The following is a 24408-nucleotide window of genomic DNA, read 5'->3' as shown; positions in this document are numbered from 1 at the left end:
TCAAGACATGGCCAGAATTCGCAACAGACGCAAGCCGGTCGCCGAGATGAACGTCGTGCCCTACATCGACGTCATGCTGGTGCTGCTGGTGATCTTCATGGTGACCGCGCCGATGCTCAACCAGGGGGTCAAGGTCGACCTGCCCAAGGTGAGCAGCGAGGCGCTGCCGCAGGACAACAACGCCCAGGTGCTGACCATCTCGATCAAGGCCGACAAGACCTACTACTGGAACATGGGCAGCGAGGTCGACGTCGATACCGTGCAGGACCAGGCGCTGACCCTCGAGGAAATGACCCGCGCGGTCACCGCGATCATGAACCAGGGACGCAGCCAGGGTAAGCAGATCCAGGTGTTCGTGCGCGGCGACAAGGCAGTGGACTACGGCGCCGTGATGGCCGCCATGGGCGGCCTGCAGCAGGCCGGCGTGGGCAACGTCGGGCTGATTACCGAGGCGCCCTGATGCAGCAGCACGAGCGCTCCTCCTCGGAAAGCTATTTCTGGCCGACCATCTGGGCCGTGGCTCTGCACGTCCTGATCTTCGCCACGCTGTTCGTCAGCTTCGCCATGACTCCCGAGTTGCCGCCTTCGCGGCCGATCGTGCAGGCGACCCTCTACCAGCTGAAGTCGCAGAGCCAGGCGACGGTGCAGACCAACCAGCGCATCGCCGGCGAGGCCAAGAAGACCGCCGCTCCGCAGTACGAAACCGAGCAGATGGAGCAGAAGAAGGTCGAGCAGCAGAAGATCGCGGCGGCCAAGGCGGCGGAACAAAAGAAGGCCGAAGAAGCTCGAAAGGCAGAGCAGGCCAAGGCCGCCGAAGCGCAGAAGCAGAAGGAAGCCGCGGCCGCCAAGGCCAAGGCGGAGGCCGAGAAGAAGGCCGCCGAGCAGAAGCAGCAGGCCGACATCGCCAAGAAGAAAGCGGCCGAAGAGGCGGCGAAGAAGAAGGCTGCCGAAGAGGAAGCCAAGAAGAAGGCCGCGGCCGAGGCGGCGAAGAAGAAAGCCGCCGAAGAACTGGCGAAGAAGAAAGCGGCCGAGGAGGCCAAGAAGAAGGCTGCCGCCGAGGAGGCGAAGAAAAAGGCCGCCGCCGATAACGCCCGCAAGGCGCAGGAGGACAAGAAGGCCGCCGCGCTGGCCGAGCTGCTCGCCGACGACGTGCAGCACCAGCAGGCCCTGGCCGATACGGTCGGCGATCAGGTCGCCGGCAACCTCGACGACCTGATCATCAGCCTGGTCAGCCAGCAGTGGCGCCGGCCGCCGTCGGCGCGCAACGGCATGAGCGTCGAGGTGCTGATCCAGATGCTGCCGGACGGCACCATCAGCAACGCCAGCGTCAGCCGCTCCAGCGGCGACCCGGCCTTCGACAATTCGGCGGTAGCCGCGGTGCGCAACGTCGGCCGCATACCGGAAATGCAGCAACTGGACCGAGCGACCTTCGACAAGCTGTACCGTCAGCGTCGCGTGATCTTCAAACCGGAGGACTTGAGCCTGTGAACATCCTGATCCGCGTGGCCCTGCTGGGCCTGGCCCTGCTCGCCGGGGTGGCGAAGGCGGCCGACCCGCTGGTCATCTCCAGCGGCACCGACCGCGCGATCCCGATCGCCGTGGTGCCGTTCGGCTGGCAGGGGGGCGCCGTGCTGCCCGAGGACATGGCCGACATCATCGGCAAGGACCTGCGCAATTCCGGCTACTTCGAGCCGATCCCGCGGCAGAACATGATCAGCCTGCCGAGCCAGGCCAGCGAGGTGATCTACCGCGACTGGAAGGCCCTGGGCGCACAGTACGTGCTGACCGGCAGCATGGTGCCGGGCGGTGCCGGGCTGCAGATCCAGTACGCGCTGTTCAACGTCACCACCGAGCAGCAGATGCTCGCCGGCAGCGTCGGCGGCAGCACCGCGCAGCTGCGTGACATGGCGCACTACATCGCCGACCAGGCGTTCGAGAAGCTCACCGGCATCAAGGGTGCCTTCTCCACCAAGCTGCTGTTCGTCACCGCCGAGCGCTTCTCGGTCAACAACACCCGCTACACCCTGCAGCGCGCCGACTACGATGGCGCCCGCGCGGTGACCCTGCTGCAGTCGCGCGAGCCGATCGTTTCGCCGAGCTACGCGCCGGACGGCCGCCGCATCGCCTACGTGTCCTTCGAGCAGCAGCGCCCGCGCATCTTCGTGCAGCACATCGACACCGGCCGCCGCGAGCAGGTCACCAACTTCGAAGGTCTCAACGGTGCCCCGGCCTGGTCGCCGGACGGCAACCGCCTGGCCTTCACCCTGTCGCGCGACGGCAATCCGGAGATCTACGTGATGGACATGGGCAGCCGCCAGGTGCGCCGCGTGACCAACAATCCGGCGATCGACACCGAACCGTTCTGGGGCAAGGATGGCCAGACCATCTACTTCACCTCCGATCGTGGCGGCAAGCCGCAGATCTACAAGACCAACATCGCCTCCGGTGCCGCCGAGCGGGTCACCTTCGTCGGCAACTACAACGCCAACCCGAAACTCTCCGCCGACGAGAAGACCCTGGTGATGGTGCACCGTCAGGAAGGTTTCACCGTGTTCAAGGTGGCCGCCCAGGACCTGCAGCGCGGCAACCTGCGCGTGCTTTCGGAAACCAGTCTGGACGAGTCGCCCACTGTCGCGCCCAATGGCACCATGCTAATCTACGCCACCCGTCAGCAGGGTCGGGGCGTGCTGATGCTCGTGTCCACCAACGGACGCGTGCGCCTCCCGATTCCCGCAGCCCAGGGCGAAATTCGCGAGCCTTCCTGGTCCCCCTATCTGAACTGAGGGCGGCCTCGCTTTTGTTGTGTGTTTGATCTTACCTATGGGGTTTTAGGAGTAATACGATGGAAATGCTGAAATTCGGCAAGTTCGCCGCTCTGGCTCTGGCCATGGCTGTTGCAGTGGGTTGTTCGTCCAAGGGCGGCGACGCCGCTGGTGAAGGTGCTGTTGACCCGAACGCTGGCTACGGTGCCAACGCCGGTGCCGTCGACGGTAGCCTGGGCAGCGAAGAAGCCGCTCTGCGCGCCATCACCACCTTCTACTTCGAGTACGACAGCTCCGACCTGAAGCCGGAAGCCATGCGCGCTCTGGACGTTCACGCTCGCGACCTGCAGGCCAACGGCGCTCGCGTCGTCCTGGAAGGCCACGCTGACGAGCGCGGCACCCGCGAGTACAACATGGCTCTGGGCGAGCGTCGTGCCAAGGCCGTGCAGCGCTACCTGGTCCTGCAGGGCGTGTCCCCGGCTCAGCTGGAGCTGGTGTCCTACGGTGAAGAGCGTCCGGTGGCCATGGGCAGCAGCGAAGAGAGCTGGGCCCAGAACCGTCGCGTCGAGCTGAAGAAGTAAGACGTCATGCGCAGGCACCCCCGTCTCCTGACCCTGCTGGCCTTGGCCGCGCCGCTTTCGACCTGGGCCCAGGTGCCCGTCATGGAAGGTAGCAGCGGTTATCCGCCGTCCGGTTACGGGGCGACGGGAGCTGTCTACGCCGGCGGCGTGGCCACCACGGCCGCGCCCGCCTCGCCCCAGGCGGAGCTCTTCCTGCAGCTGCAGCAGCTGCAGGAAGAGGTCGCCCGCCTGCGTGGCACGCTCGAAGAGCAGCAGTACGAGATCCAGCAGCTCAAGCAGCAGAGTCTCGAGCGTTACCAGGATCTGGACAGCCGTCTCTCCTCCGCCGCCCAGGCACCGGCACCACTGGCGCCCGCCGCTGCACCGAGCCGTGCCGCGCAAGCCCCGGCCTCCGCGCCCGCGCCTGCCGCCAACGGCGCGTCTGGCGATCCGGCCAAGGAGAAGCTGTTCTACGACGCCGCCTTCGACCTGATCAAGGCGAAGGATTTCGTCAAGGCCGACCAGGCCTTCAGCGCATTCCTGCGCAAGTATCCGAACAGCCAGTATTCCGGCAATGCCCAGTACTGGCTGGGCGAGGTCAAGCTCGCCCAGGGTGATCTGCAGGGCGCCGGCCGCGCCTTCGCCCAGGTCAGCCAGAGCTACCCGCAGCACCAGAAGGTCGCCGACTCGCTGTACAAGCTCGCCGACGTCGAGCAGCGTCTCGGCAATACGGCCAAGGCCAAGGGCATCCTCCAGCAGGTGATCGCCCAGTACCCCGGTACTTCGGCCGCTCAGCTGGCCCAGCGCGATCTGGCCCGCCTGCCCTGAGTCGTCCGGCCGGTCACGAAGGAACCCGCGCCCGCCGCGGGTTTTTTCGTTAAACTCGCCAGCCTTTTTCCACTTTCTGCAACGGAGGCGGATAGCCTGTTTCGCTATCACGCCCGTGGCTTATGAACCAGACTCTGCGAATCACCGAAATCTTCTTTTCCCTGCAGGGGGAAGCGCGCACCGTCGGCCTGCCGACCGTGTTCGTGCGCCTGACCGGCTGTCCCCTGCGCTGTGACTACTGCGATACCGCCTACGCCTTCAGCGGCGGCGAGATCATGACCCTCGAGGCGATCCTCGCCCGGGTGGCCGACTACCGGCCGCGGCATGTCTGCGTGACCGGCGGCGAGCCGCTGGCGCAGCCCAACTGCATCCCGCTGCTTGAAGCGCTGTGCGATGCCGGCTACGAGGTGTCGCTGGAGACCAGCGGCGCGCTGGACATCGCCCCGGTGGACACCCGGGTCAGCCGGGTGGTCGATCTGAAGACCCCGGGCTCGGGCGAGGTCGGTCGCAACCGCTACGAGAACATGGCCGAGCTGACCGGCAACGACCAGGTCAAGTTCGTCATCTGCTCGCGCGAGGACTACGACTGGGCGGTGTCCAAGCTCATCGAGTACCGTCTCGACCAGCGCGCTGGCGAGGTGCTGCTGTCGCCCAGCCATCACCAGCTGCAGCCGCGCACCCTGGCCGAGTGGATCATCGCCGACAACCTGCCGGTGCGCCTGCAGCTGCAGCTGCACAAGTACCTGTGGAACGACGAGCCGGGGCACTGAACATGAGCGACAAGAAAGCGGTCATCCTCCTTTCCGGCGGCCTCGACTCCGCCACCGTGCTGGCGATGGCGCGCGCCGAGGGCTACGCCTGCTACACCATGAGCTTCGACTACGGCCAGCGCCATCGCGCCGAGTTGCAGGCCGCCGAGCGGGTGGCGCGCCAGCTGGGCGCGGTCGAGCACAAGGTGGTCGGTATCGACCTCAACGGCATCGGCGGCTCGGCCCTGACCGACAGCAGCATCGCGGTGCCGGAGACCCCGGGCGAGGGCATCCCGGTGACCTACGTGCCGGCGCGCAACACCCTGTTCCTCTCCCTGGCGCTGGGCTGGGCCGAGGTCCTGGGTGCCAGCGACATCTTCATCGGCGTCAACGCGGTCGACTACTCGGGCTATCCCGACTGCCGTCCGGAGTTCATCGATGCCTTCGAGCGCCTGGCCAACCTGGCGACCAGGGCTGGTGTCGAGGGTGAGGGTTTTCGCATCCGGGCGCCGCTGCAGTATCTGTCCAAGGCCGAGATCATCCGGGCGGGCATCGACCGCGGCGTGGATTTCGCCCTGACAGTGTCCTGCTATCAGGCGGACGGCGAGGGCCGTGCCTGCGGCCGCTGCGACAGCTGCCGCCTGCGCGCCGAGGGCTTTCGCGCCGCTGGTGTGGAGGACCCGACGCGCTATTCCTGAATTTTTTTCGGAAAAAGTTGAAATTCCGAATTAAATCAGTATGATGCGCAGGCGTTGGGTCGTTAGCTCAGTGGTAGAGCAGTTGGCTTTTAACCAATTGGTCGTAGGTTCGACCCCTACACGACCCACCACTTTTTCAAAAGCCTCGAGAGAGCGGCAAGCTTGCCATCTCGGGGTGAAGTACTAAGATACAGATTTCACCGGGTCGTTAGCTCAGTGGTAGAGCAGTTGGCTTTTAACCAATTGGTCGTAGGTTCGACCCCTACACGACCCACCACTTTCCCCGCCGTTTCCCCGTTCCACCTCCCGCTTGTTATCCCGTCTGGTGCTCTGGAACGGGTGTATACTCCGGTTCCCGCACCCTAACCTTCAGGTGCAGCGAACATGACGCAGATTTCCGAACGACTCCTGGTGCAGGCCCATCTGGATGCCAAGCAGCCGCGTGCGCTGACCGCGCAGGAGATCGCCGATTACCGCCAGGCCATCGCCGCCGAGCTCAAGGCGCGCGACGCCGTGCTGGTCGCCCACTACTACACCGATCCGATCCTCCAGGCGCTGGCCGAGGAAACCGGCGGCTGCGTGGCCGATTCGCTGGAGATGGCCCGCTTCGGCAGTCAGCACCCGGCCTCGACCATCGTGGTCGCCGGCGTGCGCTTCATGGGCGAGACGGCGAAGATCCTCAATCCGGAAAAGCGCATCCTGATGCCGACCCTGGAAGCGACCTGCTCGCTGGATCTCGGTTGCCCGGTCGAGGAGTTCTCGGCGTTCTGCGACCAGCACCCCGAGCGCACCGTGGTGGTCTACGCCAACACCTCGGCGGCGGTGAAGGCGCGGGCCGACTGGGTGGTGACTTCCAGCTGCGCGCTGGAGATCGTCGAGAGTCTGATGGACAACGGCGAGAAGATCCTCTGGGCGCCGGACCAGCACCTCGGCCGCTACATCCAGCGCGAGACCGGCGCCGACATGCTGCTCTGGGAAGGCGCGTGCATCGTCCACGAGGAGTTCAAGGCCAAGCAGCTGCAGGACCTCAAGGCGCTGTATCCGGAGGCGGCGGTGCTGGTGCACCCGGAGTCGCCGGAGTCGGTGGTCGAGCTGGCCGACGCGGTGGGCTCCACCAGCCAGCTGATCAAGGCGGCGCAGACCCTGCCCAACCAGATCTTCATCGTCGCCACCGATCGCGGCATCCTCTACAAGATGCAGCAGCTGTGTCCGGGCAAATCGTTCATCGAGGCGCCGACCGCCGGTCAGGGCGCGACCTGCCGCAGCTGCGCGCATTGCCCGTGGATGGCGATGAACACCCTGGAGCGCACTCTCGACTGCCTGCGTCAGGGCAGCAACGAGATCCACGTCGACGCGGCGTTGATCCCCAAGGCGGTCAAGCCGCTCAAGCGCATGCTCGACTTCACCCAGGCGGCGCGCCTGCGGCAGGGTGGCAACGCCTGAGGCGGCCGCCAGAGAGAGCACAAGGCCCGGTCATCGCCGGGCCTTGTGCATTTCGGGGTCATCTGAGCAGGCTTTCGACCATGCGCTGCTCTTCCTTCAGTTCGCCGTAGCGGGCGTCGATGCGTGCGGCCAGCTGGAAGTTGCTGCTGGCGCGGCGGCGGGCGAAGTCGAGCTGCTCCAGGGCCTGCTTGTAGTCGCCGGTCAGGGCGAAGTACTCGGCGCGCGCTTGGTGCACGCCGATGATGTTGCCGGACAGGCCGCGGGTTTCCGCCTGCTGGCGCCACAGCTCGGCATCGCGCGGACGCTCCTTGAGCAGGGCGTCGAGCAGCTTCTCCGCTTCCGCCGGTCGGCCCTGCTTGATCAGCAGCTCGCTGCGCAGCTGGCGGGCCGGGTAGTTGCCGGGGTAGAGACCGAGCAGGCGTTGCAGGCGCTGGTCGGCGGCGTCCAGCTGGTTGCCGGCGATGTCCAGTTCGATCTGCGCGAGGTTGTAGGTGACGTCGTTGGGTGCCTGGGCCAGCAGCGGTTGCAGGGTGGTAGCGGCGTTCGGCAACTGGCCGCTCTTGATGTACGCCAGCGCCAGGCCGTAGCGCGCGGCATCCAGGCGCGGGTTCTCGTCGAGCAGGGCGCGGAAGCGCTTGGCGGCCAGGCCGGGGGAGCTCTCGTAGGTCAGTTGCACGCGTGCGCGCATCAGCTGATAGCGCAGGCTGTCGGTGTTGCCGCCGCTGAACTGCGCGGCGCGGTTGCGGGTGTCGGCCACCCGCGACTCGCTCAGCGGGTGGGTCAGCAGGAACTCCGGCGGCACGCGGCTGTAGCGGTACTGGCGCATCAGTCGTTCGAACATGCTGGGCATGGCCTGCGGGTCGTAGCCTGCCTGCTGCAGGTTGAGGATGCCGATGCGGTCGGCCTCCTGTTCGTTCTGCCGCGAGAAGCTGCGCTGTGCCTGGATGGCCGCCGCCTGGCTGGAGGCGATGGCGGCGATGCCGGCGTCGCCGGCGCCCGCGGCGGCAGCGACCACGCCGGCGAGCATGGCTGCCATCAGCGGCACCTGCATGCGCTTCTGCTCCTCGAGGCCGCGGGCGAAGTGGCGCTGCGACAGGTGGGCCAGTTCGTGGGCGAGCACCGAGGCGTACTCGGCCTCGGTCTGGGCGTGCAGGAACAGGCCGGCATTCACGCCGATGACCCCGCCGGGGGCCGCGAAGGCATTGAGCTGCGGGCTGTCGAGAAGGACGAAGACCAGGCGGCGGTCCTGCAGCTGACTGGTTTCCGCCAGGCGATAGACGCTGCTCTCGATGAAGTCCTCGAGCTGCGGATCGGGCAGGCTCTTCACCTGGCCGCGCAGCACGTTGAGCCAGGCACGACCGAGCTGGTATTCCTGATCGGGGGAGACGATCGAGGAGCTGGCGTCGCCGAGTTCGGGCAGGTCGTCGGCGAAGGCCGGCGCGGCGAGCAGGCAGGCCAGGGTCAGCAGGGTGGGGCGCAGGATCTTCATCGCTGGGGCTCGTGACGGCGGGAGGTCTACTCTAGCCGCTGGCGGGCTCGGCTGGCCAGTCGCGCACCGGCTTGGGTATGCTGCGCGACATTTGCCGGAGACTGACGATGACCGATACTGCCGCGCTGCCGCCGGTGCATGACGCCGAACTGGATGCCAGCGGGTTGAGCTGCCCGCTGCCGCTGCTCAAGGCCAAGCTGGAGCTCAACCGGCTGCCCAGCGGCGCGGTGCTCAAGGTGATCGCTACCGATGCCGGCTCGCAGCGCGATTTTCGCGCCTTCGCCCGTCTGGCCGGCCATGAGCTGCTGCGCGAGGAGGAGGAGGCCGGCTGCTTCCGCTACTGGCTGCGCAAGGCCTGAAGCGGCCGGCCTCGGGCCGGGTCAGCCGGCGTTGAGCGCGCGGGCGGCGTCCAGCACGGCCTCGACGTGGCCCGGCACCTTCACTCCACGCCATTCCTGGCGCAGCACGCCGTCCTTGTCGATCAGGAAGGTGCTGCGGTCGATGCCCAGGTATTCCTTGCCATACAGCTTCTTCAGCTTGATCACGTCGAACAGCTGGCACAGCTGCTCGTCGGCGTCGGAAATCAGCTCGAAGGGGAAGGCCTGCTTGCACTTGAAGTTCTCGTGCGACTTCAGGCCGTCGCGCGATACGCCGAAGATCAGCGTGTTGGCGGCGGCGAACTCACCGTGCAGGTCGCGGAAGTTCTGGCCCTCGGTGGTGCAGCCGGGGGTGCTGTCCTTGGGGTAGAAGTACAGCACCACCTGCTGGCCGCGCAGGGCGCTGAGGGTGACCTGCTGGCCACTGGTGGCCTGGACCTGGAAGTCGGCGACAGGCGAATCGATGGCTACCGGCATGATGGACTCCTTGTGGGGCGGGTCTTACGGGTTCTGCGGGCGCCAGGGCTCGATCAGGGCGTCGAGATTGAGGGCGTCGGCGAAGTCGAGGAACTGGTCGCGCAGCCAGCTGATCTGGGTGCCCGGCGGCAGGGTCACGGTGATGGTGGCGTTGAGCAGCAGGGTGCCGGTCTGCGGCGCCTGGTAGGTGTCGCAGGTGAGGTTTTCCAGTTCGACGCGATGGTCGCTGAAGAACTGGCACAGCTCGCCGAGGATGTCCGGGCGGTAGGCGGCGCTGACGTAGACCACGTAGGGCAGGGCGTTGGGACGCTCCTCGGCGGCGCCGCTGCGGATCACGTTGAGGCTGAACTTGTGGCGCTTGGCCAGCGGTGCCAGGCCGGCCTCGAGGCGGGCGAGGGCGTCCCAGCTTCCGGAAACCTGCAGGATCAGGGCGCTGTATTCGCCATGACGGGTCAGGCGGCTGCTGATCACGTTGCAGCGGCTTTCCTGGGCGGCGCGACAGAGTACGCTGGTGAGCTCCATGGGCGAGGTGCCCAGGGCGCTGATCACGAGAAACTGTTCACGGGGTGGAAGGGTCGACATGCAGGATTCCTGGTGCAAATAGGTGGCGGCAGAGACTTGCCGGCAAAGCCGGGAAGGGTAGCGAAAAGCGCCGACCGAGGGAATGCCCGGGCGGCGGGCGCCAGCTTGTGCAAGGTCGGTGGCAACAGTACCATTACGCCTTTCTTTATATAGCGGCAGGAGTGGTTGCATGATTGCGGGCAGTATGGTGGCACTGGTCACGCCCATGGATGCAGAAGGCCGTCTGGATTGGGACAGCCTGACCCAGCTGGTCGATTTTCATCTCCGTGAAGGCACCAACGCCATAGTCGCGGTCGGCACCACGGGTGAGTCCGCGACCCTCGACGTCGAAGAGCACGTGTCGGTCATCCGCCATGTGGTCAAGCAGGTTGCCGGGCGCATTCCGGTCATCGCCGGTACCGGTGCCAACTCCACCCGCGAGGCCATCGAGCTGACCGCTTCTGCCAAGGAGGCCGGCGCCGATGCCTGCCTGCTGGTGACCCCGTACTACAACAAGCCGACCCAGGAAGGCCTGTACCTGCACCATCGCAAGATCGCCGAGTCGGTGGCCATCCCGCAGATCCTCTACAACGTGCCGGGTCGTACCGCCTGCGACATGCTCGCCGACACCATCGCCCGCCTTTCCGAAGTGCCGAACATCATCGGCGTCAAGGAAGCCACCGGTGATCTGATTCGCGGCAAGGAAGTGCTGGACAAGGTCGCCTCCGGCTTCCTGGTCTACTCCGGTGACGACGCCACCGCGGTCGAGCTGATGCTGATGGGCGCCAAGGGCAACATCTCGGTGACCGCCAACGTCGCCCCGCGCGCGATGAGCGAGCTGTGCGCCCTGGCCATGCGTGGCGAGGCCGACTCGGCCCGGGCCATCAACGATCGCCTGATGCCGTTGCACAAGGCGCTGTTCTGCGAAGCCAACCCGATCCCGGTGAAGTTCGCCCTGCACGAGATGGGCCTCATCCCCGAAGGCATTCGCCTGCCGCTGACCTGGCTCAGCCAGGGCTGCCAGGAGCCGCTGCGTGAGGCCATGCGCCAGTCCGGCGTGCTGGCCTGATCGACGGAGAATTACGCATGAAGCGACTGGCCGGACTTTCCGTGCTCGCCCTGACCCTCGCCACCAGCAGCGGATGCGGCTGGCTGTGGGGTGAAGAGGGGTATTTCCGTGATCGCAGCGGCGACTATCTGACCGCCCGCGAGACGGCGCCGATGCAGCTGCCGGCGGATGTCGAGGCGCGGCGCATCGAACCGCTGCTGCCGGTTCCGGCAGCGGTGGCGACCCCCGCGGCCGACAGTGAGTACGAAGTACCCCGTCCGCAGAAGCTGCTAGCCGGCGACGTAGGCCGCGCCGAAGCGGGCGGCAGCGTATCGCTGCTCTCCGAGCGCAGCTTCGATGCCCCCGAGCGCATCAGCCTGGACAGCGACGGCAGCGGCAACCCGGTGCTGACCCTGACTTCCGACTTCGACCGTGCCTGGTCGGCGGTCGGCCGCGCCCTGCAGGACGCCGACGTGCGCGTCGACGACATGAACCGCAGCCTGGGCGTGTACTACATCAACCTCGCCGAGGCGGCGCAGAAGCCGGAAGAAGAGCCCGGTTTCTTCTCCCGTCTGCTGGGGGGCAAGCCGGATGCCGAGGAGGTCGAGGCTCGCGCCGAGCGCTATCAGGTGCGCCTGACCGCCGTCGGTGACAGCGTGCAGATCTCGGTCGACAAGAACATCGAGACGGTGGCGCCGGCCGACGTCGCGCGCCGCGTGCTGGAGTTGATCCAGGACCACCTCGGCTGAGCGGACCTGCGCCCCAGCCACTCCCAGCGATAGGCGAAACCCCCGGGTTTCGCCTGTTTTGTTTGCCAGATACGGAAAAGCCGCTATGACCACTCCCACCACCCTGAGCCTGAAGAAGATCTACTCGGGCAAGGTTCGCGACCTCTACGAAATCGACGACAAGCGCATGCTGATGGTGGCCACCGATCGTCTGTCGGCCTTCGACGTCATCCTCGACGAGCCGATTCCGGAGAAGGGCAAGATCCTCACCGCCATCTCCAACTTCTGGTTCGACAAGCTCAAGGACGTGGTGCCCAATCACTTCACCGGCGACAAGGTCGAGGACGTGGTGGCGGCCGAGGAGCTGCCGCTGGTGGAAGGCCGTGCGGTGGTGGCCAAGCGCCTCAAGCCGGTGCCGGTAGAGGCCATCGTGCGCGGCTACCTGGTTGGCTCCGGCTGGAAGGAGTACCAGAAGAGCGGCACCGTCTGCGGCATCGCCCTGCCGGCAGGGCTGAAGGAAGCCTCCAAGCTGCCGCAGCCGATCTTCACGCCCTCGACCAAGGCCGCCGTGGGCGACCATGACGAGAACATCTCCTTCGTCCGTTGCGAGGAGATCGTCGGCGCCGAGCTGGCGGCCAAGGTGCGCGACACCGCCATCGCCCTGTACAGTGCGGCGGTCGAGTACGCGGCGAGCCGCGGCATCATCATCGCCGACACCAAGTTCGAGTTCGGTCTCGACGAGGACGGCACCCTGACCCTGATGGACGAGGCGCTGACCCCGGACTCCAGCCGCTTCTGGCCGGCCGACAGTTACGCCGAAGGCAGCAACCCGCCGAGCTTCGACAAACAGTTCGTGCGCGACTGGCTGGAGTCCACCGGCTGGAACAAGCAGCCGCCGGCGCCGGCCGTGCCGGCCGAGGTGGCGCAGAAGACCGCCGACAAGTACCGCGAGGCGCTGATCCGCCTGACGTCGGCTGTCTGAGTTCTGTACCGGCGCGCAAGCGACTGATTCGACGCGAAAAAATCCTCGTCAGGGGCTTCGCCAAACGGATCCGAGCTGCTATGATGCGCGCCTGTTCGGAGAGATGCCGGAGTGGTCGAACGGGACGGATTCGAAATCCGTTGTATCCGCAAGGGTACCTAGGGTTCAAATCCCTATCTCTCCGCCATATCCCAGCCAAAGCCCCGGAACTCCGGGGCTTTGGCGTTTCTGGGGGCGTCAAAGCCGCCTATCTCGGCCTGCTGCTGAGTGTGCTCGCGCGGGATGGCCCCTGCTGCGGCCAGCGGATGAGCTGCAGCGCCAAGCGCGGGGATGGCCCGCAGTGCTTGAGCCCGGGCGCTGGAGCAGATTGTTCACGGGCTGACGCATGCCACCTCGCCCGGCATCCCCGGGCGCTGGCGTTTCGCGTGGCCTCCTGCCGCTGGAGCAGGCGGCCGTCAGGCGCAGCAGACCCGGTTGCGGCCGGCCTTCTTGGCCCGGTAGAGGGCCTTGTCCGCACGGTTGATCAGTCCCGCCAGGGTTTCGTTGTCCTCCACCTGGGCCGCGCCGATGGATAGCGTGACGCGGCCGGCCTCCGGCTGCCGCATCCTCTCCATGCTGACGCGGATGTGCTCGGCCCGCTTCTCGGCTGCCGACAGTTCGCAGTAGGGCAGCACGATCAGGAACTCTTCGCCGCCCCAGCGCACCACGCTGTCGGTGGCGCGGACGCTGGCGCCCAGCAGGCGGGCGACGTTCTGGAGAATCGCATCGCCTGCCGAATGTCCCCAAGTGTCGTTGATGGCCTTGAAGTGGTCGACGTCGGCGAGCATCACGCAGAACGGCGTGTCGCCTTCGTAGCTCGCCAGGTAGGCCTTCTCGAGCTCCAGTTCGCCCGCACGCCTGTTGAGCAGGCCGGTCAGGACGTCGAGCATGGCCTGCTCGCGCAGCTCTCGTTCGGCCTGGATGCGCGTCGTGAGATCCTTGGCGATGCAGACGAAGTGGGTCACCGCGCCATGGCGGTCATGCACGGGGGTGATGGTTTCCTCGCAGTGGATGAGGTGGCCGTCCTTGTGGCGGTTGCTCACCGTGGCGCGAAAGGACTGGCCGGAACGCAGGCTGTGCCACAGCCGCTGATAGAAGTCCTCGCCATGCTCGCCCGACCTGAGCAGGGCCGGGGTGCGCCCCAGGGCCTCGGCGCCGCTATAGCCGGTGACCATCTCGAACCCCTGGTTGACGAATTCGATCACCCCGCTGGCGCTGGTGATGAAGATCGCATCCTGCGCCACGTTCAGTGCGTTGGCGAGCAGTTGCGCCGAGCGCTGAGCGGCGACCAGATCGCTGACGTCCTGCTGCACCGAGATGAAATGGGTGACGGCGCCGGCCTTGTCGCGTACCGGCGAGATGTTCCATTCGACCGTGTAGGGGCTGCCATCCTTGCGATAGTTGACGGTCGAGCCCTGGAAGTAGCGGCCATCGCGCAGGCAGGCGCTCAGTTCCCGCAGGACGTCCGGACTGGTTTGCGGCCCTTGCAGCAGGCGTGGGGTCCTGCCGATCAGTTCCTCGGCCTGGTACCCGGTCATGCGGCAGAACGCCGGATTGGCATATAGGATCCGCGGTCCGTGCGGGCCGGGCTCCGCGTCGGTCAGCAATACCGAATTGAACGACTGCTCGAGGGCCAGTTGGAACAGGGTGTCGTGAGCGTCCAGGGGCACGGATGGAGAGACAGCGAGCGCTGCTGCGTCGGTCTTCGCGTGCGGAGGATTGTCCGTGTGGTCCATGAGCATCCGTCAACTTGGCGAGTCGGATAGGCGCTCTGCGCTGGCGGAGTGATGTCGCTCCGCCGGCGCGGCAAGTAACTCAAGCGATCATGCGTGCCGCGAAGGCTCCCGGATCTGCACAAACCCGGGACGCGGGAGCGTCGCTGGCAGCAGGTGTCGAATTCTGTGCATTGAAACACAGATTTGCGGGGCGTGGCGTGTTTCACGACGCACTTGTCGTGTGCTCTTTCGGCGGCACCGCGGCGGCCTGCCCGCGATCGCAGGGACGGAAGCCGCGGCGGCCCGAAGAGCGTCCGGCTGGCCACTGCCGGGCTGGTCGTGTGGGCATGCCCCCCCTGGTTCGCCCGGCATCTCCGCGCCGGCTTCCGCGTCTGGCCTTTCGGGGGAGCGACCATGGTTCTGTCGGCGCTCTTCCGATCGTCGCCAATCGGGTGGCGCAGCAAAAAAACCGACAAAGTTTGCGGCTATCATGCGCGCCGGATTGGCATGGCAGTATCGTGCATATCCAGGGATGATCGCGGGCTGTGCCTAGCTTCCGGGGGAGGGCTCTGGTCGCGATCAGGACCATCTCAACGCAGAATGGAAGCTTCTCTCTTGTACAAGAACAAATGGCTCGCTGCGCCGCTACTGGCGTTCTCGCTTTCGGCCGCGCATGGGCAAACGCTGAATGTCGCCAACTGGAACGACTATATCGATCCGCAGGCGCTGGAAGCCTTCACCCAGGAAACCGGCATCAAGGTCAACTACCGCACCTACGAGGATGACCGTGAGGTCTACGAGCTGCTGAAGCAGGGGGAGGCGCTGGATGTTGTGGTGCCGTCTTCCGACAACTTCGGCAAGCTGGTCGGCGAGGGGCTTCTGCAGCCCTTCGCTGCCGCCGAACTGCCCGGCTACGAGGCGATGGAGCCGCTGATCGTGCGTCGCCTGGGCGCTGCCGACCCGGGACGGAGTTACGGCGTACCCTATCTGTGGGGCAGCATCGGCCTGGCGGTCAACGTGCCCCAGGTCGAAGCGGCGCTGGGCGGGCCGGTACCGAACACCTGGGGGCTGGTGTTCGACAAAACGCTGGTACGCAAGCTGTCCGGCTGCGGCGTCACCCTGCTCGACTCGCCCAACGACGTGATCAGCCTGCTGGCCAACTACCGCGGGCGCAGTCTGGATGGCATCAGCGCCGGCTATGCCCAGCGCCTGTTCGACGAGCTGACCGAGCTGCGCCGGAGCTATCGCTACGTCGACAGCGAGCGTTACATCGAAGACCTCAATGCCGGCAAGACCTGCGTGAGCATGGCCTGGGTCGGGGATGCCCTGGGGGCCGCGGCCAATGGGCAACCGGTGAAGTATCTGGTGCCGGAGGAGGGCACCCTGGTATTCGTCGATATCCTCGCCATTCCCAAGTCGGCGCAGCATGTGGAGGAGGCCAAGGCCTTCATCCGCTACATGCTGCGTCCGGAAGTCGCCGCGCAGATCGCCCGGGTGACCCACTACCAGACGCCCAATACCCGGGCCCGACAACTGCTCGAGACCAGCGGCGAGGACTTCCATGCTGCCCAGCTGAACGCCGGGATGTTCGGCTTCGTGCAGCCCAAGCCCGAGGTGGAAAAGCTGGTCGGCGAACTCTGGCCGCAGTTGCAGAAGGACTGACGCACGGTCGCGGCGAGTCGTCGCTCCCTGCATGCCAGGGCCCTGAGCGATCAGGGGCTTGGCGCTTCCGGCGGGGCTGGCCCGCATGGCCGGCTGTCGATAGCCGTTGCGGTGCAGGAGTCGTTTGCTGGCGGGTGGGCCAGCCTGGCATTCGCGGAGCATGCTTCCCCATGTCGGACATACGCTTGTCGCGCGGATCTCAACCGGTATTGCAGGTTGTGCGCTGCGGTCTAGGCTTGGCTATGCGGTAGTTGGACGAGTCGCCTGGCGGGCGGGTGCCTGGCCAGGGCGTTCGACTCGTGGATCAACGGGCGTGGCTGCGCGGCGTGCAGGGCCGGTGGTCATGGCCTGTCACCGGAGTCAGGAGAGATCTCATGCGTCATGCAACTTCCCGCGTCGCGGCCGCCTTGCTGTTTGCCGCTGCCAGTCTGCCAGCGCTGGCCCAGTACGATTCGGTCGGGGTCTATCTGTTCGGCAATGTCGGTCAGGCTGAGATCGACCAGGACGACGAGCTGTTCGGTCCGGGGATAGCATCCTCGGTGGATGACGAGGATACCGCCTACAAGCTCGGCCTGGGCCTGCAGCTGAACCGCTACTTCGCCATCGAGGGCACCTGGGTCGATTTGGGCGAGTACACCTTGAAGGCCTCTGACGGCGTGAACAGTCTCAAGGCCGATGTGGAGATCAGTGGCTTCGGCGGCAACCTGGTCGGCCGTCTGCCGTTCGACTATGGCCTGAGCCTCTACGCCAAGGCCGGCTGGCATCAGCTGGAAAGCGACGCCTCGGTCAAGTTCAATGGTGTTGCCGTGGCCGACGACGACGAGAGCGACACCGTGGGTTCCTGGGCGGTCGGTGCTGCCTGGCAGTTCGCCCCGCAGTTCAGCGTGGTCGCCGAGTTCGAGCGCTACATGGACGTTGGCGAAGACCTGGGCGGCGACGATGCCGATATCGACTTCTGGTCGCTCGGCCTGCGCTACGACATCCTCTGAGACTCAAGCGTGCGGGCGGAGGCCTGATGGGCCGGCGTCCGTCCGGATGCTCGGTTTCCCTTCGGTTTTTTCCGTCATGGCCTTGGTGGCACCGGCCGCGAAGCCGGTGTCGCGAAGGTCCATGCCAGTCCCCACAGCAGTGCCCCCGCGCCCAGCCAGAAGGCGCTGTGCAGGCTGCCGCCCATGCCCAGCCACTGGCTGGTGAGCCAGGGGCCGGCCAGTTGGGTGACGCTGTAGAGGGCGATCAGCGCCGCGGAGATGCGCGGTCCCTGGTGCGGTTGCAGGCTGCGGCCGAGCCGTTGGGTCAGCAGCACCGTGCCGAGAAAGGTGCCGCCGACCAGCAGAGCGCAGATCAGGATGCCGCTGGCGCCGGGCAGCAGCAGGGCCGCCAGCACGCCCGTCAGTTGCACCAGATAGTTGATCTGCAGGGCGCGCTTGTCGCCGAGCAGTGCGCCCAGCCGATTCCACAGCCAGGGGCCGACCAGGGTGGCCAGGGCCACGACCAGCCAGCTGCCGCTGATCAGGAAGCTGCCGGGCTCGACCTGCAGGCGGGCGAGCATCGGCAGGAAGGTCATCGGCAGGATATAGCCCATGCCGGCGCCGGTGTAGGAGAGAAACAGCGGCATGCTGCTGCGCTGCAGCAGGCGCCCGCCGGGGGCACGGGTGTCCTTGGGCGGAGTGGATTGCGCTGTGTCCAAGCGCGCCAGCTGCCGCCACCCCCACCAGGCCAGTGGCAGGCTGAGCAGTGCCGCCGGCCACCAGCGTGCCGGGCCGTGCAGCCAGTCGGCGCTGAGCCCGACCAGGGCGCTGGACAGCAGCAGACCGGCGCCGACGCCGAGGTAGACCAGGCCGCTGGCACTGGCGCTGTTGTGGCGAGCCAGCCATTCGAGAATCAGTGCCGGGGCCTGAACGAACACCAGGCCGTTGCCGATGCCGTTGATCAGGCGCAGCGCGGCCAGGCTGTCGGCATCGGCGGCCTGGGTCTGCAGCAGGGTGGAGAGCAGGTGCAGCGCCAGTCCCCAGGGCAGGCTGCGGCGGATCTGCGCGATGCTGTGCCAGCGAATCGCCAGCAGCGCGCCGATCAGGTATCCGAGGTAGTTCCAGCTGGCGATGTCGGCGCCCTGTTTGAGGGACAGCAGGCCATCCTCCACCAGCCAGGGCAGCAACGGCGTGTAGAAGAAGCGGCCGAGGGCATGGACGGTCAGCAGCAGCACGGCACCGGCGAGCAGCACCGGCAGCAGGGCAGGGCGAATGGCGGACATGGGGCGTTCCTTGCGGGTCGCCTGGTGACGACCTCTTCTTCTGATGAGCGAGCAGCTTAGGCAGCTGCCGAACGCTCAGGCAATACGCCCTTTGATGGACGGGCCGACGATGCGTCCGCCCGCGCGAGGGGGGCAGGTCAGGCGCCGGCGCGTGGCTTCAGGCGACCTGCTGCTCGCCGGGCAGCGCGGCCGTCTGCTTGGCCGGCTGGCGGCTGCGCCACAGCACCACGACCAGCAGCAGGCTGACCAGCCCCCAGCCGAGTGCCTGGAGATTGAGCAGGGTTTCCTGCCAGAGCATGATCGGCAGGCCGATGCCGATCAGTACCGCGAGCAGGCCCAGTTCGTCGCGCGGCCCGCGTGCCGGCCAGAGGAAGAAGCTCAGCGCCGGCAGGAGCATGGCGAAGGTCGGGAAGCTGCGATAGCGGGGATCGAACACCTGGGCCATCATCAGCCAGGCGCCGGCCAGGGCGGTGGCCACCAGCAGGGTGGTGGCGCGACTGTCCAGCCAGGCCGCGACAGGCGCGCGCCAGCCGGCGCTCGGCGGGTTGAGGTGCAGCAGACCGCGCGCGGCGCTGAGCAGGCTCAGCAGCAGCAGGGCGCCGAACCACAGCCATTCGCCGGCATGCCGGCTGTCGAGCTGCAGTTGCAGCGTCCACAGCGCCAGGCTGGCGGCGGCGATGCCGGCAGCCAGGGGCAGCTGCCAGCTGCTGCGCGCATCGCGCGGCGCGCCCCCCAGCAGCAGGCCGGCGGCCAGCAGCAGGGCGCTCAGGCCGAGCCAGCGCGGCCAGTCGGGCAGGTTGGATACCGGGCCGGCCAGCACGCCCTTGTCGTTGCGCTGGGCGTCGAACAGCCCCCAGTAGCCGCCGACGGTGCCTTCGCTGATGCGTTTCCACGGCTGGTCGAAGGCCTCGATCAGGTTGTACTGCCAGCCATTCTGCTCGGCCATGTCGATCACGCCGCGGATGAAGCGCGCCTCGTTGACCCGGCTGGGCACGGCATCCTCGCGCTGGCGGCCTTCGCTCGGCCAGCCGGTTTCGCCGATGAACACCGGCTTGGGGGCATACTTCGCCACGAACTCGTCATGCACGCGCCGGACCTGGGCCAGGGCGGCATCGATGCCGGTGGGGTCGTCTTCCCAGTAGGGCAGCAGATGGATGGTGAGGAAATCCACGGCCGGCGCCACTTCCGGATGGCGCAGCCAGAACTCCCAGACATCGGCATAGGTCACCGGCTGCTCGACCCGCGCCTTCACTTCCTCGATCAGCGCGGCCAGCCGTTTGGCGGTGATTTCCCGGCGCAGCAGGGCCTCGTTGCCGACGATCACCGCACTCACCACGTCCGGGTGGGCATTGGCCATGCGGATCACCCGCTCGATCTCGCGGCGGGTCGCCTTGGGCGCGCGGCTGACCCAGGCGCCGATCATCAGCTTGATGCCATGCTGGCGCGCCAGGTCGGGCAGGTAGTCGAGTCCGGTGACCGAGTAGGTCCGCAGGCAGTTGAAGCGTTGGGCGAGCAGGGCGACGTCGGCCTCGACACGCTCGCGGCGGATGTTCAGCGGCTTGTTGAAGGGCGACTGGTCATGGTCGAACGGGCTGTAGGAGGCGCATTGCAGCTTGCCGTCGGCCAGTTGCGGGTCGGGCAGGGCCTGTTCGCGGCCGAGACCGTACCAGAGGCCGGCCAGGGCGAGCAGGGTGAGCAGGAGGAGCAGAAAATAGAGTGGCAGGGAGCGCGTTGGGGCGTTCATGGCGGCACGGGTCGGTAGGCGAAGCCGCGGATATTAAAGAGGGTCTGGTCGGCACGCCAGAGGCGCGCATGTTCTGTAACGAGGCGCCGCCAGGATGGGGCTATCGTACTCAGGCGTGCCGGTGCTGCCAGCCCCGACGCGCAGCGCCCCGAGCGTTCGGCTGCCGGCGCTCGACGCGTTGCCAGGCCTTCTCGTGCAGGAAGAAGCCGACCGAATTGCACAGCGGCTCCACGATGGCCAGCAGGCCGCCGACGGTCACGCTGCCGGTCAGGGCGTAGGCCACGCTGAAGGCGATGCAGAAATGCATCAGGGTGAAGGTCATGGTCTTGAGCATGGCCCGTCTCCTCGCTTGCGGGATGAGAGTGGTTATCGCTTGAGAGCAAGCATGGGCCACGCACCCGCAGGAGGGAAATAACCGCCTTCGATAGCTCGAATAGGTGATCTCAATCAAAGGTCGAATTGTCACCATTTTTTTCTGTCAAGGCCGCGAGCGCTCAAGATCAAGGCTTTCAGGCACGACTAAAGTCGTCTGGCGTTCACCTGATGGGGCCCTAAAGTAGCGCCCCATGCCGCCCTCGGGGGGCTCGACTGACGTGGAGACCAACAATGAACAATGAAAACGTGTATCGGCAGATCTATGCCAACCCACGCTTCCAGGAGTTGGTGGCCAAGCGCGGGCGTTTCGCCTGGCTTTTGGCCATCATCATGCTGGTTGCCTACTATGCGTTCATCCTCGTGATCGCGTTCGATCCCAAGCTCCTGGGCACCCCCCTGAGCGAAGGCAGCATCATTACCTGGGGTATCCCGGCGGGGCTGGGCCTGATCTTCCTGTCCTTCATCCTGACCGGCATCTATGTGCAGCGTGCCAACGGCGAGTTCGACCGTATCACCCAGGAAATCCTCAACGAGGCCCAGAAATAATGATCTCTCGTTTCCTGACCGCTGCCGCGCTGATGGCAGCATCCCCGATGCTGCTGGCGGGCGAAGCCCTGACTGGCGAAGTACAGAAGCAGGCGACCAACTGGACCGCCATCATCATGTTCGTGGTGTTCATCGTGTTCACCATGGGCATCACCAAGTGGGCAGCCAAGCGCAACACCTCCACCGCCGACTACTACACCGCCGGCGGCAGCATCACCGGTTTCCAGAACGGCCTGGCGATCGCCGGTGACTACATGTCCGCGGCGTCCTTCCTGGGTATTTCCGCCCTGGTGTTCACCAGCGGCTTCGACGGCCTGATCTACTCCATCGGCTTCCTGGTCGGCTGGCCGCTGATCCTGTTCCTGATGGCCGAGCGCCTGCGCAACCTGGGCAAGTTCACCTTCTCCGACGTGGCCTCTTATCGCCTCGGCCAGACTCCGATCCGCGTCCTGTCGGCCTTCGGCTCGCTGGTCGTGGTGGCCTTCTACCTGATCGCCCAGATGGTCGGTGCCGGCAAGCTGATCCAGCTGCTGTTCGGTCTCGACTACATGGTGGCGGTGGTCCTGGTGGGCGTGCTGATGGTCTGCTACGTGATGTTCGGCGGCATGCTGGCCACCACCTGGGTGCAGATCATCAAGGCGGTGCTGCTGCTCTCCGGCGCCAGCTTCATGGCCCTGATGGTTCTGGTCTCGGTCGGTTTCGACTTCAGCAAGCTGTTCACCGATGCCGTCGCCCTGCACGCCAAGAAAGAAGCCATCATGGCTCCCGGCGGTCTGGTTTCCGACCCGATCTCCGCGATCTCCCTGGGCCTGGCCCTGATGTTCGGTACCGCTGGTCTGCCGCACATCCTGATGCGCTTCTTCACCGTGTCCGACGCCAAGGAAGCGCGCAAGAGCGTGTTCTACGCTACCGGCTTCATCGGCTACTTCTACATCCTGACCTTCATCATCGGCTTCGGCGCGATCCTGCTGGTCAGCACCAACGCGGAGTTCAAGGACGCTACCGGCGCCATCGTCGGCGGCACCAACATGGTCGCCATCCACCTGGCCAAGGCTGTGGGCGGCAACCTGTTCCTCGGCTTCATCTCCGCGGTCGCCTTCGCCACCATTCTGGCCGTGGTTGCCGGTCTGGCTCTGGCTGGCGCCTCCGCCGTGGCCCACGACCTGTACGCTTGCGTGATCAAGCAGGGCAAGGCCACCGAAGAGCAGGAAATGAAAGTGACCAAGCGCACCACTCTGGCTCTGGGTGTGCTGGCCATCCTGCTGGGTATCGCCTTCGAGAACCAGAACATCGCCTTCATGGTGGGTCTGGCCTTCTCCGTGGCTGCCAGCTGCAACTTCCCGATCCTGTTCCTCTCCATGTACTGGAAGAACCTGACCACCCGCGGTGCCCTGATCGGCGGTGCGCTGGGCCTGATCACTGCCCTGCTGCTGACCATCCTCAGCCCGACCGTGTGGGTCGACGTCCTGCACTTCAAGGAAGCCATCTTCCCGTACAAGTACCCGGCGCTGTTCGCCATGATCGCCTCCTTCGCTGGTCTGTGGTTCTTCTCGATCACCGACCGTTCGAAGTCGGCTGCCGAAGAGCGCGAGCGCTTCTTCCCGCAGTTCGTGCGTTCGCAGACCGGTCTGGGTGCCACTGGTGCCGTAGCGCACTAAGCAATCCGGGATCCGGTGACCGGAAAGGGGGCAGCCTGCGGGCTGCCCCCTTTTCGTTTGTGCGCGGACTGCCCGGGGCAGACTGGCGAGCAGTTCCTTTCCAGCGGTCGGTCGCTGTGATAGAAGGCGGGCCTGTTTTCAGGAGAGTGTCGGAGTGGATCCGGAATCCATCGTCTATGGCTGCATCCGCGACTGCCCCTCGGGGGATCCGCAGGAGCACCGCGCGCGGCGCCAGCACAATCGGCGGGTGCTGGACGAGCTGCCGGAGATCGGCGCGCTGTCGCTGCTCAGCCGGCAGATGTTCTCCTTCTGCCGCTTCCCGGGCGATGGCCTGTACCAGACCCAGGTGATCCATTTCGGTGCCAGCTACCGCGCGGTGGAGTACGAGTGGGCCGCCTGGCTCAGGCAGTTCGAGACCTTGCTTGGGCGGCTGTACTGGTCCAGCGCGGTGGTGCACCTGGACACCGAGCTGCGCGGCTTCCATACCTTCCGCTGGGAAAGCGAGCAGGGCTGCCATCACCCCGGCGAAGGGGTGCTGCGCATGCGCTGCGCCTGGGAGCACGAGGGCGGTTTGCGCGGCTGAAGTCCGCGCGCAGGGGCTTCAGTCGCTGGCCAGCCACTCCGCCGGCACGTCGCGGCGCAGCGCCAGCTGGCACTGCTGGCTGTCGGGATCGAAGACGATGACCGCCTCGTTGCGGGCGAGGGCGTGGCGGACCCGCTCGACGCGGGTGTGCAGTGGGGTCTCGTCGCCGTTGTCGGTGCCGTCGCGGGTGACGAAGTCCTCGATCAGGCGGGTCAGGGTATCGGCTTCGAGCAGGTCGTGGGGAATCAGCATGGCTATCTCGGCAGGTCATCGGACACCGCAGCGTCCGTGCTGCCGTCAGTTTCCATGCCTCAAGTGTACTTGGTGAAGATGCTGCGCACCCGTGCCAGGGTAGCGCTGCTGTCCTGCTCGGGGTCGAGGACCGCCTCCTCCAGCAGGCAGGCGAGCAGCTCCTGGTAGGCGCGGTCGAGGGCCTTGCGCGCCGCGGCGAACTGCTGGGCGACGGCCTCGCAGTCCTCGCCGCGGCGAATCATCGCCTGCAGGCCGCGTATCTGGCCCTCGATGCGGGCCAGACGCTTGAGCATGGCGTCCTGATGGTTCTGGCGGGTTTCACTCATTCCGGGTTTCCAGGGGGCGACGCAGGGTGAAGGCGCCACGCAGTTCGCCGAGAGCGAAGCCGCGGGCCTGATCCTGCGGATAGCGTTGGTCGATCACCGCGGCCAGCTCGGGCTTGATGTTCTGGCCATGGCAGGCCAGGCAGGGCTCGCCGGTGGGAATGGCCTTCATCAGACGGAACTCGCCATCGACGACTTCGGCATGCTTGAGGTCGGCGACCGGCTCGCCGGCGGCGGCGCGGGCGGCGAACTGCTCCAGCACCTGGCGTTCCCAGGCATCCGGCGCGTTGTTCGGATTGCGCAGCTTAAGCGCCGTGCGCCCGACTTTCCAGGGGGCCTGGCTGTGCTGGGCGGTGATCTGCGGAGCCAGCAGCTGGCAGGCCTCGACGGCCTTGGCCGGCCCGCCTTCCTGCATGGCGGCCTTGACGGTGGCCAGCAGCTGCTGCTGGAACGGCGGGATCAGGGCGGCGCCCTCGGCGGCGAGCTGCTGGCTGTCGGCGGCGTTGGCCTGACTGGCGAAGGCGATCAGCAGGGCAAGGGTGGCGATGCGCATGGGGG

General features: G+C 66.4%; 27 protein-coding genes and 3 tRNA genes. 20 read left to right on the top strand and 10 right to left on the bottom strand.

From position 1 onward, the window contains the following. Window positions 1–7: 7 nt before the first annotated feature. The 10 genes from tolR (at window position 8) to nadA (ending at window position 7040) form a co-directional block, all read left to right on the top strand. Window positions 8–460, top strand: coding sequence for a protein TolR (tolR, locus tag BLT78_RS12405; protein WP_090349269.1), 453 nt, complete (start codon window positions 8–10; stop codon window positions 458–460). Next, entirely contained in the window at window positions 457–1488 is a 1032-nt protein-coding gene (tolA, locus tag BLT78_RS12400; protein WP_090349268.1) for a cell envelope integrity protein TolA, read from the top strand. Before tolR ends, tolA begins: the two co-directional genes overlap by 4 nt. Further along, window positions 1485–2783, top strand: coding sequence for a Tol-Pal system beta propeller repeat protein TolB (gene tolB / locus BLT78_RS12395; RefSeq protein WP_090349267.1), 1299 nt, complete (start codon window positions 1485–1487; stop codon window positions 2781–2783). Before tolA ends, tolB begins: the two co-directional genes overlap by 4 nt. Before the next feature lie 59 nt (window positions 2784–2842). Further along, the gene (gene pal, locus BLT78_RS12390) at window positions 2843–3343 is read left to right on the top strand and encodes a peptidoglycan-associated lipoprotein Pal (RefSeq protein ID WP_090349266.1); all 501 of its coding nucleotides are present in this window, start codon (window positions 2843–2845) and stop codon (window positions 3341–3343) included. A 6-nt stretch (window positions 3344–3349) separates the two neighbouring features. Next, window positions 3350–4150: a tol-pal system protein YbgF gene (ybgF, locus tag BLT78_RS12385; protein ID WP_090349265.1), complete on the top strand. Its 801-nt coding sequence runs from the start codon at window positions 3350–3352 to the stop codon at window positions 4148–4150. 122 nt (window positions 4151–4272) lie between these two features. Then, window positions 4273–4920, top strand: a complete 648-nt coding sequence (gene queE / locus BLT78_RS12380; protein WP_090349264.1) for a 7-carboxy-7-deazaguanine synthase QueE — start codon at window positions 4273–4275, stop codon at window positions 4918–4920. Window positions 4921–4922: 2 nt separating this feature from the next. After that, window positions 4923–5597: a 7-cyano-7-deazaguanine synthase QueC gene (gene queC, locus BLT78_RS12375; protein ID WP_090349263.1), complete on the top strand. Its 675-nt coding sequence runs from the start codon at window positions 4923–4925 to the stop codon at window positions 5595–5597. Window positions 5598–5653: 56 nt separating this feature from the next. Continuing rightward, window positions 5654–5728, top strand: a tRNA-Lys gene (locus BLT78_RS12370). Between the two features lie 71 nt (window positions 5729–5799). Further along, window positions 5800–5874, top strand: a tRNA-Lys gene (locus BLT78_RS12365). 107 nt (window positions 5875–5981) lie between these two features. Next, on the top strand, window positions 5982–7040 hold the full coding sequence (gene nadA / locus BLT78_RS12360) for a quinolinate synthase NadA (RefSeq protein ID WP_090349262.1): 1059 nt from the start codon (window positions 5982–5984) through the stop codon (window positions 7038–7040). Window positions 7041–7098: 58 nt separating this feature from the next. On the opposite strand, the gene BLT78_RS12355 is transcribed toward nadA, so the two are convergent. Next, window positions 7099–8529 (bottom strand): M48 family metalloprotease, encoded by a 1431-nt coding sequence (locus tag BLT78_RS12355; protein WP_090349261.1) that lies wholly within the window; start codon window positions 8527–8529, stop codon window positions 7099–7101. Window positions 8530–8636: 107 nt separating this feature from the next. On the opposite strand from BLT78_RS12355, the gene BLT78_RS12350 reads away from it, so the two are divergent. Continuing rightward, the gene (locus BLT78_RS12350) at window positions 8637–8888 is read left to right on the top strand and encodes a sulfurtransferase TusA family protein (RefSeq protein WP_090349260.1); all 252 of its coding nucleotides are present in this window, start codon (window positions 8637–8639) and stop codon (window positions 8886–8888) included. Between the two features lie 21 nt (window positions 8889–8909). Here BLT78_RS12350 and BLT78_RS12345 read toward each other — a convergent pair whose 3' ends face one another. Next, the gene (locus tag BLT78_RS12345; protein WP_090349259.1) at window positions 8910–9383 is read right to left on the bottom strand and encodes a peroxiredoxin; all 474 of its coding nucleotides are present in this window, start codon (window positions 9381–9383) and stop codon (window positions 8910–8912) included. A 24-nt stretch (window positions 9384–9407) separates the two neighbouring features. Further along, window positions 9408–9965, bottom strand: a complete 558-nt coding sequence (locus BLT78_RS12340; RefSeq protein ID WP_090349258.1) for a glycine cleavage system protein R — start codon at window positions 9963–9965, stop codon at window positions 9408–9410. 169 nt (window positions 9966–10134) lie between these two features. Here BLT78_RS12340 and dapA point away from each other — a divergent pair, with 169 nt between their 5' ends. From dapA to BLT78_RS12320, 4 genes are all read left to right on the top strand, one after another. Next, a complete protein-coding gene (dapA, locus tag BLT78_RS12335) occupies window positions 10135–11013 on the top strand; it encodes a 4-hydroxy-tetrahydrodipicolinate synthase (RefSeq protein ID WP_090349257.1) in 879 nt (292 codons plus the stop codon). 17 nt (window positions 11014–11030) lie between these two features. Further along, window positions 11031–11741: an outer membrane protein assembly factor BamC gene (gene bamC, locus BLT78_RS12330; protein ID WP_090349256.1), complete on the top strand. Its 711-nt coding sequence runs from the start codon at window positions 11031–11033 to the stop codon at window positions 11739–11741. Between the two features lie 85 nt (window positions 11742–11826). Beyond that, window positions 11827–12702, top strand: a complete 876-nt coding sequence (locus tag BLT78_RS12325; RefSeq protein WP_090349255.1) for a phosphoribosylaminoimidazolesuccinocarboxamide synthase — start codon at window positions 11827–11829, stop codon at window positions 12700–12702. Between the two features lie 97 nt (window positions 12703–12799). Continuing rightward, window positions 12800–12889 (top strand) — tRNA-Ser (locus BLT78_RS12320). Window positions 12890–13157: 268 nt separating this feature from the next. Here the strand turns inward: BLT78_RS12320 and BLT78_RS12315 are convergent. After that, window positions 13158–14411, bottom strand: coding sequence for a sensor domain-containing diguanylate cyclase (locus BLT78_RS12315; RefSeq protein ID WP_231975624.1), 1254 nt, complete (start codon window positions 14409–14411; stop codon window positions 13158–13160). Between the two features lie 660 nt (window positions 14412–15071). On the opposite strand from BLT78_RS12315, the gene BLT78_RS12310 reads away from it, so the two are divergent. Both BLT78_RS12310 and BLT78_RS12305 read left to right on the top strand, forming a co-directional pair. Beyond that, entirely contained in the window at window positions 15072–16118 is a 1047-nt protein-coding gene (locus tag BLT78_RS12310) for an extracellular solute-binding protein (protein WP_157719541.1), read from the top strand. Window positions 16119–16492: 374 nt separating this feature from the next. Next, a complete protein-coding gene (locus BLT78_RS12305) occupies window positions 16493–17107 on the top strand; it encodes an outer membrane beta-barrel protein (protein WP_090349252.1) in 615 nt (204 codons plus the stop codon). A gap of 74 nt (window positions 17108–17181) precedes the next feature. On the opposite strand, the gene BLT78_RS12300 is transcribed toward BLT78_RS12305, so the two are convergent. The 3 genes from BLT78_RS12300 to BLT78_RS12290 form a co-directional block, all read right to left on the bottom strand. Further along, on the bottom strand, window positions 17182–18369 hold the full coding sequence (locus BLT78_RS12300; RefSeq protein WP_090349251.1) for a YbfB/YjiJ family MFS transporter: 1188 nt from the start codon (window positions 18367–18369) through the stop codon (window positions 17182–17184). A 157-nt stretch (window positions 18370–18526) separates the two neighbouring features. Continuing rightward, window positions 18527–20113, bottom strand: coding sequence for a glycoside hydrolase family 17 protein (locus BLT78_RS12295; RefSeq protein WP_090349250.1), 1587 nt, complete (start codon window positions 20111–20113; stop codon window positions 18527–18529). A 109-nt stretch (window positions 20114–20222) separates the two neighbouring features. After that, window positions 20223–20447, bottom strand: coding sequence for a DUF2061 domain-containing protein (locus BLT78_RS12290; RefSeq protein WP_090349249.1), 225 nt, complete (start codon window positions 20445–20447; stop codon window positions 20223–20225). Window positions 20448–20719: 272 nt separating this feature from the next. On the opposite strand from BLT78_RS12290, the gene BLT78_RS12285 reads away from it, so the two are divergent. From BLT78_RS12285 to BLT78_RS12275, 3 genes are all read left to right on the top strand, one after another. Next, on the top strand, window positions 20720–21034 hold the full coding sequence (locus tag BLT78_RS12285; protein ID WP_090349248.1) for a DUF485 domain-containing protein: 315 nt from the start codon (window positions 20720–20722) through the stop codon (window positions 21032–21034). Next, the gene (locus BLT78_RS12280; RefSeq protein WP_090349247.1) at window positions 21034–22692 is read left to right on the top strand and encodes a cation acetate symporter; all 1659 of its coding nucleotides are present in this window, start codon (window positions 21034–21036) and stop codon (window positions 22690–22692) included. The genes BLT78_RS12285 and BLT78_RS12280 overlap by 1 nt, the downstream gene beginning before the upstream one ends. 154 nt (window positions 22693–22846) lie before the next feature. After that, complete coding sequence (locus BLT78_RS12275) at window positions 22847–23275, top strand: hypothetical protein (protein WP_090349246.1); 429 nt, start codon at window positions 22847–22849, stop codon at window positions 23273–23275. An 18-nt stretch (window positions 23276–23293) separates the two neighbouring features. Here the strand turns inward: BLT78_RS12275 and BLT78_RS12270 are convergent, their stop codons facing one another. Genes BLT78_RS12270 through BLT78_RS12260 form a run of 3 tightly spaced genes read right to left on the bottom strand, consistent with a single transcriptional unit; the run spans window position 23294 to window position 24403 of the window. Continuing rightward, entirely contained in the window at window positions 23294–23527 is a 234-nt protein-coding gene (locus tag BLT78_RS12270; protein ID WP_090349245.1) for a YheU family protein, read from the bottom strand. 59 nt (window positions 23528–23586) lie between these two features. Continuing rightward, entirely contained in the window at window positions 23587–23853 is a 267-nt protein-coding gene (locus BLT78_RS12265) for a metal-sensing transcriptional repressor (protein WP_090349244.1), read from the bottom strand. Continuing rightward, entirely contained in the window at window positions 23846–24403 is a 558-nt protein-coding gene (locus BLT78_RS12260; protein WP_090349243.1) for a Tll0287-like domain-containing protein, read from the bottom strand. Before BLT78_RS12260 ends, BLT78_RS12265 begins: the two co-directional genes overlap by 8 nt. Window positions 24404–24408: the final 5 nt, after the last annotated feature.

This window comes from Pseudomonas oryzae, assembly GCF_900104805.1.
In the GTDB taxonomy this organism is placed as follows: domain Bacteria; phylum Pseudomonadota; class Gammaproteobacteria; order Pseudomonadales; family Pseudomonadaceae; genus Geopseudomonas; species Geopseudomonas oryzae.
Note: the sequence above shows the minus strand (reverse complement) of the source record. Positions and strands in the feature narration are given on the sequence as shown.

Coding starts and splice junctions, on each gene's coding strand:
- pal (WP_090349266.1), top strand. CDS start 2,843: ATGGAAATGCTGAAATTCGGCAAGTTCGCCGCTCTGGCTCTGGCCATG.
- ybgF (WP_090349265.1), top strand. CDS start 3,350: ATGCGCAGGCACCCCCGTCTCCTGACCCTGCTGGCCTTGGCCGCGCCG.
- queE (WP_090349264.1), top strand. CDS start 4,273: ATGAACCAGACTCTGCGAATCACCGAAATCTTCTTTTCCCTGCAGGGG.
- BLT78_RS12350 (WP_090349260.1), top strand. CDS start 8,637: ATGACCGATACTGCCGCGCTGCCGCCGGTGCATGACGCCGAACTGGAT.
- BLT78_RS12340 (WP_090349258.1), bottom strand. CDS start 9,965: ATGTCGACCCTTCCACCCCGTGAACAGTTTCTCGTGATCAGCGCCCTG.
- BLT78_RS12260 (WP_090349243.1), bottom strand. CDS start 24,403: ATGCGCATCGCCACCCTTGCCCTGCTGATCGCCTTCGCCAGTCAGGCC.
- BLT78_RS12280 (WP_090349247.1), top strand. CDS start 21,034: ATGATCTCTCGTTTCCTGACCGCTGCCGCGCTGATGGCAGCATCCCCG.
- BLT78_RS12305 (WP_090349252.1), top strand. CDS start 16,493: ATGCGTCATGCAACTTCCCGCGTCGCGGCCGCCTTGCTGTTTGCCGCT.
- BLT78_RS12290 (WP_090349249.1), bottom strand. CDS start 20,447: ATGCTCAAGACCATGACCTTCACCCTGATGCATTTCTGCATCGCCTTC.
- queC (WP_090349263.1), top strand. CDS start 4,923: ATGAGCGACAAGAAAGCGGTCATCCTCCTTTCCGGCGGCCTCGACTCC.
- BLT78_RS12270 (WP_090349245.1), bottom strand. CDS start 23,527: ATGCTGATTCCCCACGACCTGCTCGAAGCCGATACCCTGACCCGCCTG.
- BLT78_RS12300 (WP_090349251.1), bottom strand. CDS start 18,369: ATGTCCGCCATTCGCCCTGCCCTGCTGCCGGTGCTGCTCGCCGGTGCC.
- BLT78_RS12355 (WP_090349261.1), bottom strand. CDS start 8,529: ATGAAGATCCTGCGCCCCACCCTGCTGACCCTGGCCTGCCTGCTCGCC.
- BLT78_RS12295 (WP_090349250.1), bottom strand. CDS start 20,113: ATGAACGCCCCAACGCGCTCCCTGCCACTCTATTTTCTGCTCCTCCTG.
- BLT78_RS12265 (WP_090349244.1), bottom strand. CDS start 23,853: ATGAGTGAAACCCGCCAGAACCATCAGGACGCCATGCTCAAGCGTCTG.
- nadA (WP_090349262.1), top strand. CDS start 5,982: ATGACGCAGATTTCCGAACGACTCCTGGTGCAGGCCCATCTGGATGCC.
- bamC (WP_090349256.1), top strand. CDS start 11,031: ATGAAGCGACTGGCCGGACTTTCCGTGCTCGCCCTGACCCTCGCCACC.
- dapA (WP_090349257.1), top strand. CDS start 10,135: ATGATTGCGGGCAGTATGGTGGCACTGGTCACGCCCATGGATGCAGAA.
- tolR (WP_090349269.1), top strand. CDS start 8: ATGGCCAGAATTCGCAACAGACGCAAGCCGGTCGCCGAGATGAACGTC.
- BLT78_RS12345 (WP_090349259.1), bottom strand. CDS start 9,383: ATGCCGGTAGCCATCGATTCGCCTGTCGCCGACTTCCAGGTCCAGGCC.
- BLT78_RS12285 (WP_090349248.1), top strand. CDS start 20,720: ATGAACAATGAAAACGTGTATCGGCAGATCTATGCCAACCCACGCTTC.
- BLT78_RS12325 (WP_090349255.1), top strand. CDS start 11,827: ATGACCACTCCCACCACCCTGAGCCTGAAGAAGATCTACTCGGGCAAG.